Annotated in this window: 8 protein-coding genes; 3 read left to right on the forward strand and 5 right to left on the reverse strand. The window is 35.0% G+C overall.

The window, feature by feature from the left end:
* Positions 1–400 precede the first annotated feature (400 nt).
* The 3 genes from UABHE_RS07995 to UABHE_RS08005 all read left to right on the forward strand — a co-directional run bounded on the left by UABHE_RS07995 (position 401) and on the right by UABHE_RS08005 (position 6494).
* The gene (locus UABHE_RS07995) at positions 401–2242 is read left to right on the forward strand and encodes a choice-of-anchor Q domain-containing protein (protein WP_372369725.1); all 1842 of its coding nucleotides are present in this window, start codon (positions 401–403) and stop codon (positions 2240–2242) included.
* 9 nt (positions 2243–2251) lie between these two features.
* On the forward strand, positions 2252–4204 hold the full coding sequence (locus tag UABHE_RS08000) for a choice-of-anchor Q domain-containing protein (protein ID WP_372369726.1): 1953 nt from the start codon (positions 2252–2254) through the stop codon (positions 4202–4204).
* 523 nt (positions 4205–4727) lie between these two features.
* The gene (locus tag UABHE_RS08005; RefSeq protein WP_372369727.1) at positions 4728–6494 is read left to right on the forward strand and encodes a DUF255 domain-containing protein; all 1767 of its coding nucleotides are present in this window, start codon (positions 4728–4730) and stop codon (positions 6492–6494) included.
* Positions 6495–6539: 45 nt separating this feature from the next.
* Here UABHE_RS08005 and UABHE_RS08010 read toward each other — a convergent pair whose 3' ends face one another.
* The 5 genes from UABHE_RS08010 to UABHE_RS08030 form a co-directional block, all read right to left on the reverse strand.
* Positions 6540–8171: a leucine-rich repeat domain-containing protein gene (locus UABHE_RS08010; protein WP_372369728.1), complete on the reverse strand. Its 1632-nt coding sequence runs from the start codon at positions 8169–8171 to the stop codon at positions 6540–6542.
* A gap of 189 nt (positions 8172–8360) precedes the next feature.
* Entirely contained in the window at positions 8361–8510 is a 150-nt protein-coding gene (locus UABHE_RS08015; RefSeq protein WP_372369729.1) for a hypothetical protein, read from the reverse strand.
* Between the two features lie 44 nt (positions 8511–8554).
* Positions 8555–9814, reverse strand: a complete 1260-nt coding sequence (locus tag UABHE_RS08020) for a hypothetical protein (protein WP_372369730.1) — start codon at positions 9812–9814, stop codon at positions 8555–8557.
* A gap of 602 nt (positions 9815–10416) precedes the next feature.
* Positions 10417–11913: a hypothetical protein gene (locus UABHE_RS08025; RefSeq protein ID WP_372369731.1), complete on the reverse strand. Its 1497-nt coding sequence runs from the start codon at positions 11911–11913 to the stop codon at positions 10417–10419.
* Between the two features lie 151 nt (positions 11914–12064).
* The gene (locus UABHE_RS08030; protein WP_372369732.1) at positions 12065–13285 is read right to left on the reverse strand and encodes a hypothetical protein; all 1221 of its coding nucleotides are present in this window, start codon (positions 13283–13285) and stop codon (positions 12065–12067) included.
* Positions 13286–13420 lie beyond the last annotated feature (135 nt).

Consider the following 13420-nt stretch of genomic DNA (forward strand, 5'->3'; position numbering starts at 1 on the left):
ACTATTTTAAGTTGAACGTGGTAGAAAACGCTCTCAATTACAATAGATTTCAAAAGGTTTGCAATACATTTATTTTTGTGGTTGACAATTGCCGGATTTTGCTCTACGAAAAAGTGGACATTACGAATTTATGCAACAAAAAGGAAAAACTCTATTAAAGCGTAATATCCTATTTTAAATACGCACTTTAGGGTGCAATTGGGATAGCAATTATCTGGATTCTATGTGTTTCTCATTTTACTTAAAATCATATATACCCATGTATAAACAATATACTTTACACAAGAATTGTGCTATATTAAACGCTATATAATTAAATCGTTTAAATGATTTCTACTACTCACTCAATAATACGAAAGTACTTTTCGTGTGTTTTTTTGGTGCGGAGGGGTAAAATTTTATGAAATATTTTCTATGTTTATTACTCGTCACTGTTGTTCAGCTACACGCTCAAGCCGTTATTACTGTTGTCAATGGTGACAATGATGGTGACGGTTCTTTTCGCGACGCAGTAGACCAAGCTGTTGCAGGTGATGAAATTCAATTTGACGTTGGGCAAGTAAGGCTTGAAGAGCCCGTTCTTATCGATGAAGATATCACTATTACTGGTCCCGTTACACTTAATGGTGGGAACCAAACAAAGATTGTTGAAATTGTTGGCGGAACAACCGTTATTATCGATGATGTTCGTTTTATTAATGGTAACTCTAATGAAGCAGGTGGTGCTATCGCCATGGAAGGTAATAGTACTTTAACTATTACCAATTGTGAATTTGTAAATAACAAAGCGCGTCTCGCAGGTGGTGCCATTGATATGGAAGGTGGTTCAACCCTATCGGTAAGTGACACACTATTTCAAAAAAACGAATCACAACTCACTGGCGGAGCAATCAGTGTTGAGTCTAATGGTGAAATCACCTTGATCTCCAACTGTAGATTTATTGCCAACAAAGCTGAAGGTGACGAAGATTTTGTGCGCCAAGGGGGAGCTATTTATCTAGAATCAAGTGGTGATCCTTCTATTGTTGATCTTGAAGATACCTTATTTGAAAACAACTTTAGTGATACGGACGGCGGGGCTATTTTTAGCGCTGCAGTAATTACCAATATTGTGCGTTGTGAGTTTTCCAAAAATGAAGCCACTGTGCGCGGCGGAGCCATCGCCAACGAAGGTCAAGATGAAGCGGATGGTCAAGGACAAGACGGTGAAATTACCCTCATTTCGGATTGCGATTTTAGCAACAACGATGCAGAACAAGACGCTGGAGGAGCTATCTTTAACACTGGAGTAATCACTACAATTGAACGAACTCTGTTTTTCAAAAACGACTCCAACTTCGAAGGTGGAGCACTGTTCAACGATGCACCAGATTTGGATGATCGCGATGTAACAGCAATAAATAATACCACTTTTTCTAATAACTCTTCGAAAACATTCGGCGGAGCTATTTTTGACAAAGGTGGGGTTCTCAATTTTGATAGTTGTACTATTGCCTTCAATAAAGCGAATATCGCTGGTGGTGGTATTGCTATTGACCAAGAAAACAGCACTGTTGCTTTGGTAAACACTATCGTTGCAAAGAACAATGCGCCTGTAGATCCTGATGTTTCTGGTAATACTTACGATGTGGGAAACAACAATCTCATAGAAGATCCAGGAAACTCCAACTTTGTCGACGATGATGGTAATGACAACATCATTGGCGAAAATCCTCTTTTAGCTGGCTTAAAAGACAATGGTGGCGAAACAAAGACTCGTGCTATAGCAGCGAATAGCCCTGCGCGAGATGTAGGACTTACTGATCTAGATGAAGATCAGCGCGGTTTTGGTCGTCCTGATCCAATTAATAACCTCGATGATATCGGAGCTTTTGAATTTGGAGCAGTAGAAAGCACAAAGATAACTAAGAAAAAAACCAAAAAACAGGTTCCGGTTTTTTCTGCTGTACGCAATGTAAAAAATGTGGAATTCCTTTTTCAAAAAGGATTTGGCCTTTCTGTATTGTGGACAGAAAAAGATAATGATATCGTTGCTTTTAATGTTTTGCGTAAAACCGAAGATAAAGAAGACTTTTTTCAAATGAACGCAATGCTTATCATGGCGACACCGAAAAAATCTTATTTATTTGAAGATAACAAAGTTGAAACAGGCAAACGTTATTTCTACCGCTTTCAGTGTGTAAGCAAAAGCGGCAAGAATAAACTAACAAAACCGTTTAAAATCATCATTCCACAGAAATAGGAGGACATTATGAACTATAAAAAATTATTTATTTTGGGTTTTGTGTTTTTATTAGTGCATACCCTCCAAGCGCGAACCATTTTTGTGGTAAGCGGAGATGACTCTGGGCGTGGTACTTTACGCGACGCCGTTGAGAATTTAGAAGATGGTGATGTTATTCGCTTTCAAGTCAACCAGGTGAAATTACAATCGCGCATTGAATTTAATTTTGATAACAACGATCTTAATTTTGATATTATTGGTCCTGTTACGCTAAATGGCGACAAACGCACCAGTATTTTTGATTTTGTAGATGCTGGAACTGTTTTAGTTCGCGATATTCGATTTATTAACGGTTTTCGAAACGAAGGTGGTGGTGGCGCTATTTCTGCCGAGAGTGGTAATAAAAATATTACCTTTGAGAATTGCGAGTTTACCAACAACGTAACTGTATTCGCTGGTGGTGCAATGAATTTAGAAAACAATACTTATACAATTCGCAATTGTGAATTTAAGAATAACACCGCTTCAATTTCTGGCGGTGCTATCAATACCGAAGGTGGCGATTTTACCTTAGAAGACAGCGAATTTATCAATAACGAAGTACTCGGCGACTTCTTAGGAGTAGAGGATAACAATGTACTAGTTCCAGGTGATGGCGGTGCATTTCGCGACGACGATGGTGGAACAAGTACTTTTCGCAACTGTTTATTCCAAAACAACGAAGCTGACAATAACGGCGGCGCTATTGGATTCAATAACAATGGAACTTACACTATTACCGAATGTGAGTTCATAAAAAACAAAGCTAATAACGGCCGTGGTGGAGCTATTTTTAATGCTGGTGAAATCACCGAACTTTCCATTTGCCTTTTCGATGACAATTCCGCTGAAGTAGAAGGTGGAGCTATTTTTAACGATAATGGCGATCAAGATGATAACGGCGATGGTGAACTAATACTAGTTGAAGATTGTACCTTTGAAGACAATACCTGCGAAACAGGTGACGGTGGCGCTATTCGAAATAATAGTGTATTTACCGAGATGAATCGCTGTTTATTCGATGGTAACAGAGCAAACGACGGCCAAGGTGGCGCAATTTTTGCTTCAGAAAATATCGATGATATAAGAAACACTACATTCTCTAAGAATTTCTCTTCAGGAGGTGGTGGAGCTGTTTTTGCTGCAGCTGATATCGCTTTTGATAGTTGCACTGTTGTTCTTAACAATGGAACTCTTTTCACTGGTGGAATCGTTGCCTTTGGAGATAATGTTATTTCGTTAGTGAATACTATCGTAGCACTTAATAATCCCAAAGCAAATATTCCCGATGTTTTTGGAAATTTTGATACGGGGAATAACAATCTTATTGGTGACAATAGTGGTTCAAATTTTGTCGACGGTGAAGATGGTAATCAAGTAGGTAATGCCAATGATAGATTAAATCCTCAAATCAAAGCGTTAAAAGATAACGGTGGATTTACAAAAACACATGAGCTAAAAAATAATAGTCCAGCGATCAATACTGGCGACACAGATTTGGATGACGATGGCCGTAGTTTTGCTAGACCTGCTGGAGGAACCGACGATATTGGTGCTCTTGAACTAGGAGCAACTCCAAGTTTGCGTGCAGATCAAATCGTTCAAGAAAATGCAATTAAACCTGAGCAATTAAAGGGTCGTTGCGATGCTAAAATTTCTTACGATGGCAATGCTGTGAATCTTGAGTGGTCTAATCATCAAAAAGATAAGACAATAGTTGGTTTCAATGTTTTTAAGCGCTTACAGAAAAACCAACCACAATGTTTTCAAGTAAGTAAGCTTCTTATTATGGTAAAACCTGGTAGCAAAGTTGTTTATACATTCAGTGATACCAATATCTTACCTAAATTTCGCTATTTTTATCGCTTGCAATATATTACTAATGATGGAAAAAAATATTTTTCTCCACCAATTAAAATAATAACTTCTGTGCAAGATTAACACAAAAGAGATGCTCTTTATATAAAGAGCATCTCTTTTACAATAAATACACTAATAATTCTATTTCATAAACAGACATTAACAATAAACAATCCCCACAATCTAACCTCCGATAGAAATACCAACAACCAATCTATCAACAAATTCAACACTGGTTTATTTGCGGCAAAATTATCTTACCTTGGTATCGCAATCAAGAACTTAAAAACCAAAGAAATTAATAGTTTTACAATTACATCGACTATTTCAATCCTAGCCTTGGCGCTCAGTGTAAATAGGGTTTTGCATATATTGCCAATAAAATTAATGAAATTTACCGATAGTTGTGTGAAAATTCTCCTAAACACTATAATCATTTTTTTGATATTATATATGTTTTATATAGGACATTTCTTTTACAAATCTCTTGATGGAGGTGTAGTGGCAATCATACTTATTGGCCTCTTGGGTGTGGTAGCTTATCATTTTCTTGTTATGGTTATCGCATTGGCGCACCCTAATAAAAATTTATGGAGATACTATCATGCTTCGTTGCTTTATTGTTCTTTTATGTTTTCTCGCTAGTAGCTGTTACACAACTCAAGTTTCGTCAGATTCTTATTCTAATAGTATCAATTGGCAGCAATGGTCCACTAAAATATTTGAAAATGCCAAACAACAAAATCGCTTAGTGATTTTAGATCTAAAATCAAATTGGTGCCACTGGTGCCATGTCATGGAACAAACAACCTACGAAGACAAAGAAGTAGGAAAAATTATTGGCGATCATTATATTGCCGTGCGTGTAGATCAAGACTCTCATCCGGCCTTAGCTAACCGCTATCGTCAATATGGGTGGCCAGCAACAATTGTATTTACAAGTGATGGGAAAGAAATTCTTAAAAATCGCGGTTATATTCCTCCGCAAAAAATGCGCACACTTTTGCAGAAATTACATTTAAATCCTCAGCAGCAAAATGATACCTCTCAGATAAATTATGCCACTAATCATACGTTGTCTGAGGAAATACGCAAGATGCTAAAAAACAAATACCGTAAAACTTACGATGAGAAATTTGCTGGTTTGCGACTTGTAAAAAAGTTCTTGGATTGGGACACGATTGAATACGCTCTTATTCGTGCACAAGCTAAAGATACTTTTAGCGAAAAACTAGCGCGCACAACTTTAGATAACGCAATGAATTTATTTGATCCAGTATGGGGAGGAATGTATCAATATTCAACACATGGAGATTGGCAGCACCCTCATTACGAGAAAATTATGGCCACGCAAATACGTGCAATCAAGTCTTACGCCTTAGGATACCGCGTTTTTCGCGAACCTAAGTATTTACGCGCTGCACAAAATACTTGTGATTACTTACAAAGTTTTTTGATGTCGCAACAAGGAACATTTTATACAAGCCAAGACGCTGATGTTGTGCCTGGTCAAAAAAGCGATGCTTATTTTGCATTGTCAGACATAGAAAGAAGAGAACAAGGAATTCCTCGCGTTGACACAAATACATATTCCCGTGAAAACGGATGGGCAATAGAAGCTTTTGCTGTTATGTACGCGATAACCGATGATAAAAAATATTTAAGTATTGCCGAAAAAGCAAGTAAATGGTTTTTAGAAAATCGTAAACAAGGTTTTGGGTTTACTCATGGAGAAAATGGCAAGATCTTCTTATCTGGAAATATTGCTTTGGCTAAAGCCTTTTTACAACTTCATGAAGTAACAGCAAAGAAAAAATGGTTGGAACAAACGCAGCAAACTTTGCAATTCATCAATGAAAATTTTCGCAATGTAGAAGGAGGATTTTGTGGTGAAATGCAGCAAAAAAGTAGTGTATTGCAACCAGTAAATGATATAGAGGAAAATATATTCATTACGCGGTGCGCAAATAAAGTTTATCACTATAGTGGTGATGAGCAATATTTACAAATAGCACAACACGCAATGAAATACTTAGCAACAGAGTCTATTTTGAAAAAGCGTCTTACAGAACCTGCTATTTTACTTGCTGATGAAGAACTAGGATCAGAACCTGTTCATACTACTGTCATTGGTGTTGATAAAAGTGCACAACAACTTTTCCTGACCGCACAAAAACTGGTAAACTACTATAAAATAGTTGAATGGCTTAAAACCGAAGAAAATGCAACAAACAATACTGGAATTACCTTTCCACAACTACCTTTTTCTGCGGCATTCTTATGTGCAGATGGTTCATGTTCTGCGCCTATAAGTGATGCAAATGAATTAGAAGGCTTACTTCTTGAACAAGCGCTTCTTCAGAAAGAATAATAATTTATTATGCATTCTTTAAACAATTGCTTTTGAAATGGTTACTTAAATCATACAATTTGGTAGTGCTTTTCGTAAAAGCTGTAAACCAACATATTCCGCTTCTGTATAGTTGAGATTGAGATAAGTAAGATTTGTAAGAGATTCGAGATGTTGTAAACCAGCATCACCTACTTTTGTATTCGAAAGATTGAGATTAGTAAGGTTTGTAAGAAATTTGAGATATTGTAAACCAGCATCAGCTATTTTTGTATAGCTGAGGTTGAGATTAGTAAGATTTGTAAGAGATTTTAGGTATTGTAAGCCATTATTACTTATTTTTGTACGGTACAGGTCGAGATTAATAAGGTTTATAAGAGCCCCGAAGTATTGTAAACCAGTATCACCTATTTTCGTATAACCAAGGTTGAGATTAGTAAGATTTGTAAGAAATTTGAGATGTTGTAAACCAATATCACTTATTTTCGTATAGCTGAGATTGAGAGAAGTAAGATTTGTAAGAGATTTCAGGTGTTGTAAGTCAGTACCACCTACTTTTGTATCACAGAGATCGAGATTAACAAGGCTTGTAAGAGATTTAATATATCGCAAGCCAGTATCTCCTACTTTTGTTCTTCTAAGACATAGAAAAGTAAGATTTGTAAGAAATTTTAGGTATTGTAAGCCAGTACCACCTACTTTTGTGTTAAAAAAATTGAGAGAAGTAAGATTTGTAAGAGATTTCAGGTGTTGTAAGCCATTATCTCCTACTTCTGTATTGCTAAGATTGAGAGAAGTAAGATTTGTAAGAGATTTCAGGTGTTGTAAGCCAGCATCTCTTACTTTTGTATTCTCAAGATTGAGAGAAGTAAGGTTTGTAAGAGATTTTAGGTGTTGTAAGCCATTATCTCCTACTTCTGTATCCCCAATATTGAGAGATGTAAGATTTGTAAGAGATTTTAGGTGTTGTAAGCTAGCATCTCCTACTTCTGTATTCCCAATATTGAGAGATGTAAGATTTGTAAGAGATTTTAGGTGTTGTAAGTTAGTATCTCTTACTTTTGTATTTCTAAGATTGAGAGATGTAAGATTCGTAAGAGATTTTAGATGTTGTAAGCTAGCATCTCCTACTTTTGTATTCGAAAGATGGAGAGAAGTAAGATTTGTAAGAGATTTCAGGTGTTGTAAGCCATTATCTCCTACTTTTGTATTCCAAAGATGAAGAGAAGTAATATTTGCAAGAGATTTTAGGTGTTGTAAGCCTGCATCTCCTACTTCTGTATCCCCAAGATTGAGAGAAGTAATATTTGTAAGAGATTTTAGGTGTTGCAAGCCTGCATCTCCTACTCCCGTATTGCTAAGATTGAGAGAAGTAATATTTGTAAGAGATTTTAGGTGTTGTAAGCCTGCATCTCCTACTTCTGTATTGCTAAGATTGAGAGAAGTAATATTTGTACAAGAAGTAATTTTTTCTAAGTATACAAGTTTATTTCCTAAGCGGAGTTCCCCAGAAAACCCACAATTGACAAATTCACAATTATCGAAATTAAGCCATATATCGCTTCTAAAACTGCAATTATCAAACAAGGAATTACTTATGTAGTATCTTTTATCTTTATCCAAATAGAAAGTACACCCGAAATATTTTTTGTTATTTTCTATTTTTTTTAGAGATTTGCCTCGCATTGAAAACATCATTGAAATTCTTCACCTTACTTCGATAGTTTCACGTATGTAGTTACCTACAAGTATTGATACCAATATCTATTTGCCATAAAATGTCGAACATCGCACTATGAGTAAGCAATATGTAAACGTGAAGATAAACGATATTCGAAATTTATGATAATCCTACTTACATAGAATTGCGTTTTTACTGCATGACTTTTAAGCATAGAGTTTTGCCAGTTCTTTGTACTTTTTCATAAAACTTTTTATCGCAAAAATCACTGACTTTTTGGTACTTCCAATATCCAGAGACTTTGTATTTTCTACGTGCCGCGATAAAAATTCAATAGCACGAATAGCACGCGCCATTTGTTATTTGCTGTTTTCATTGAAAATCCTAAATGTTTTCACACCTAAACATCACCATTGCGAACTTTTTTAGCGTACAGCTTCAATGTTTTATCAATAAATACTGGATTTTCCAAGTAACCGTCAATAATCGCTTCTACTTGTTCTGGGCACACTAAATACCAATGTCCAAGTGCGTGTAAACCACTTTCAATACACGCAGGGTGATCCATTTGGATAATTTCCATTAAAACATCGAGTGCCGCTTCATGCACTTCTTGACTTGAAATGGCAAGTGGTAAAAAATCATCAGCATTCCAAAACATAAAGCAGATGTCATTAACAGGATTTTTGTCACTAGAATCGCTGCTATTGTAGTGATGGCTACAAACAACGCTAAACAAATTGCGATACAAATTTTTTGTTGCTTTCATCCAACGTATCTGCATGTTCACAGGAACTTCTTGAGTTAATGCGAATTTTAAATAAGAAATATCGAAACCTTCTGCGATAAACCATAGTCCTTGATTAATTTGTTCGTGTGTATATTTGAGAAGTAACTCAGCGTTGTTAAAAAGCATTTCTAATTTCTTAGCAATTTCTTCTGCATCGGGCTCATAATAGGCTAAATCTTCTGGAGAAGAGGACATGTCATAATACTGACTTTGCGAATTGTAGTCTTTTTTATCTCCCCAATCATCTTCTTCTTTGAAATACCAGCGTTCATCGTCAGTTTGTGAAACTGGTCGATCAAAACAGTACCTCACCCATTCTTTGAAAGGCATACATTTTTCATACAACTTTTTATGTCGCGATGGTAAATAGCGCTTATATTTCTCCTCTATCTGTGGTTGCCTACTTTCATTTGTTATTTGTTGCGGATTTTGTTTTGTTGTTTCTTTATAATTTTGACTTTCTCGATAAATGTCGATTATTCGACTCCGATTGAGCTCGATAAACATTTGAGCATATTCATTGGATTGAAACTCGTAATCTACATGCTCATCACATTTTTCGATATCAATCTCTTCTGGAAATAAATAAATACAGGATATAGGAATGAGAAGGGCTAAGAAAAAAGTTCCTAATGCAAGCATGTCATACTTTTCAAGTGCAGTAGATAAAAAAATCAAAACAAACGCACACAACATCGGTACATATCTTCTGATGTAAAATATTTTTTTATAGTTTTTGCAAATAGGTATTTTCAAATGGCGAAATTCAAATGAAAATGCTAGAGATCCATCAGGGATTTTTTTACCGCTATATATACAAACTTTAGGAAAAAAAGGATTGTAATTTTTTGGTAAAGTAACAGTAGTCATGAAGTATCCCTTAATATTAATTTCACTTCGAATAGTTATCAAGTTAGGTTTAACTTACTGGAGTGTTGACATTTAAAATTTTTGTACTTGATTCTGAAAATAAAATCTATTTTTGCTCGCTTGGTGAACAAGCGCTTATAAAAAATGACTAGAACACCGAATAGTTTTATCTGGGTTTGAAGACAATTGATACGCTATACCACTCCTAGTTGCCCAGAAATTAATACTTTTTAAAATATCTGAGCTTATGAATTCTAAATAAAATCCAAAATTTTAAAAATGTAGTATTTATAATCACTTGGTGTCTTTCGCTACTCTGATACTGAAACAAAAGTATTCAGTGTTCTAGGGCGTGTCATCATTCAAAATATTGTGTGTTTTTTCGAGCCCGAGCCCGTTTCCGAAACTTTCACTAACAATTTATCAAAGAAGCAAAGTTTCTTTTTCCATCGCAAAAAACTAGTATTGAACCAATAAATCACTTTCTGTCGTTCTCAAAAAGTTTTCGGGCGCGGGCTCGCAAACGGGCTCGGGCTCAATACTACTGGCGTATCATTAAATGAATCCGTTATATTTTTATCTGTATTGAATGATGACACGCCCTAATTATTATGTAAAATATTACAATTTGGGAAATCAACATTTCTTACTCTTGTATAACTAACTTCGAGAAAAGTAAGCTTTGTTAGAGATTTGAGATATTTCAAACCGGTATCTCCTATTTTTGTACTACGAAGGCTAAGAGAAGTAAGATTTGTTAGAGATTTGAGATGTTCTAAACCAGTATCTCCTATTTCTGTATTACTAAGGTTGAGAGATGTAAGGCTTGTTAAAGATTTGAGATGTTCTAAACCAGCATCTCCTACCTTTGTATAACTAAGATCTAGAGAAGTAATACTTGTTAGAGATTTTAGGTACTCTAAATCAGCATCTCTTACTTTTTCAGAATTAAGACTTAGAGAAGTGATACTTGTTAGAGATTTTAGATGCTCTAAACCAGCATCCCCTAGTTTTACAGAACTAAGGTTGAGAGATGTAAGACTTGTTAGAGATTTTAGATGCTCTAAACCAGCATCTCCTACTGTTACAGAACCAAGGTTGAGAGATGTAAGATTTGTTAGAGATTTTAGGTGCTCTAAACCAGCATCTCCTATTTTTGTTATACTGAGGTTAAGAGTAGTAAGATTTGTTAGAGATTTTAGGTGTTTGAGACCAGCATCTCCTACCCGCGTAAACACAAGGTTGAGAGTAATAAGACTTGTTAGAGATTTGATATGTTCGAGACCGACATCTCCTACTTGTGTAAATCCAATGTTAAGAGTAGTAAGACTTGTTAGAGATTTGATATGTTCTAGTCCTACATCTCCTAATTTTGTACGGCAAAGATCGAGAGAAGTAAGATTTGTTAGAGATTTTAGGTGTTTTAAACCAGTATTTCCTACTTTTGTGGAATTAAGGCTTAGAGAAGTAAGACTTGTCAGAGATTTGAGGTGTTTGAAGCCAGTATCACTTACTTTTGTAGAATTAAGGCTTAGAGAAGTAAGAGCTGTTAGAGATTTGAGATGTTTTAAACCAGTATTTCCTACTTTTGTAGAATTAAGATTGAGAGAAGTAAGATTTGTTAGAGATTTTAGGTATTTTAAACCGGTATCCCCTATCTCTGTAGAACTAAGGTTGAGAGAGGTAAGATTTGTTAGAGATTTGAGATGTTGTAAGTTAATATCTCCTATTTTTGTAGAGCTGAGATTAAGAGAAACAAGATTTGTAAAAAATTTGAGATGTTCTAAACCAGCATTTTTTACTTTTGTATAACTAAAATTGAGAGAAGTGAGGTTTGTACAAGAAGTAATTTTCTCTAAATAACCAACAGATTTATGCTCTAACCTGAGTTCTCCTGAAAATCCACAATTTATAAACTCACATTTATAAAAATCAAACCATACATCGTTTCTAAAACTACAATTATCGAATAAGGAATTACTTATGCTATATTTTTTATCTTTATTTAAATAGAAAGTACATCCAAAATATTTATTGTCGTTTTCTATTTTTTCTAAAGATTTACCTGTTATTTTCATTTGAAATCCCAAATTTTTCATCGTTGCTGCCCTGAAAGGGCGGAAAAAACATATCGCTCTTTCAGGACTAAAATCTACGTTCTTACCGAGCAATCGCCTCTGTTGACTTAAATCAGAGAAAACATAAACGATGTTCGAGATTTACAACAACCTTACTTATACAAAACTATCTCTACTTTTGAGCATAGAGTTTTGCCACTTTTTCCAGTTCTTTGTACTTTTTCGTAAAACTTTTTATCGCAAAAATCACAGACTCTTTCGTACTTTCAATATCTAGAGACGGTGTATTTTCTGCGCGCGACAATAAAAGTTCAATAGCACGAATAGCACGCGCCATTTGTTGAGGATTTAATTTTTTTGGGCGTGGACCTTGGAACATTGCTTGTTTTTGTACTTTTTCTACTTTTAATCTTAGTTCTTCTAATAATTTTTTGTGTTTATTAATTGTTTCTTGTAATGTCTTTAAGGTTTTTTCCTGCTCTTCTATTTTGTTTTTTAAAGTGCTATTTTTTTCATTCCAATCTTCGTTTTTTTTCTTAAGCAGTTCCATTTTTTTCTTTTGCAAAAGAGACTTATTGGCAAATTCATTAGACATTTTTTCTACTTTTCCCGAAAGATCGGTTAATTGTTTTTGCTTTTGTTCTTCTTCTTTTGCTATCTTTTCTCGCATTTTTTCGTGAAGTTTTTGCATTTCCTTTTGATGTAATTCGCGTTTTTTTTCCCACGCAGCGGCAAAAGTTTGTTGTTGTTCCTCCATCACCTTTTTTGCGTGCTCTTTTTGAGTTGCAATTTCAGCTTGTGTTTCTTCCATCATTCTTTGTTTCTGCTCTTGTAACTCGTCACTAAATTTTTTGCGCTCTTTTTGTAATTGTGCGCGCCATTTTTCTCGTTCATCTATTTTTTGTTGTTGGGAAGCTTCTTTTTGCTTTTGTAATTCTTGCCATTCTTTATTCTCAATAGCTTTTTTCTTGTCTTCTAAAGACGAATGCTTCGTAATAACATATCTCAACTCTTCCACCATCGAAAAGTTAATTGTTTTTTCTGATTCTTTCACAGTTAACATCTGACTACCAATATTATCATTGCGTCTAAAATCGCGATCAACTACATTTATGATAACTTCATCGTTTTCCTCTAGAGATGCAGATATGAGTACCTGTTCGTCGACAATATGGTGATTGGTGAACACCTTACTAACAAAAACTTTTTTCCATTGATCATTGTGTTTTTTCGAAATAATAACCTGAATATCGGGTGCACCTTTGAAGGTATCCCAATATTTCCCGTTATTTTTAGCAGAGACTTTTATTTTTGTAATAAATATTTGATAGGATTCTGCTAAAATAGTACCACTACAAAATAATAGAGTTATATAAAACAATACAAACCGCATTTCACAGTCCTTTCGTGACCGACAAACTGGTGACGTTATCGCATAGACGCGCATAATGAAAATATCATAGTATTTATCTTTTAGTGTGTTTGCAAATTATTTTTGTATAAAATTCAACTGTTTTAAATTTTTTAG

Source organism: Candidatus Uabimicrobium helgolandensis (assembly GCF_041508025.1).
Lineage (GTDB): Bacteria > Planctomycetota > Uabimicrobiia > Uabimicrobiales > Uabimicrobiaceae > Uabimicrobium > Uabimicrobium helgolandensis.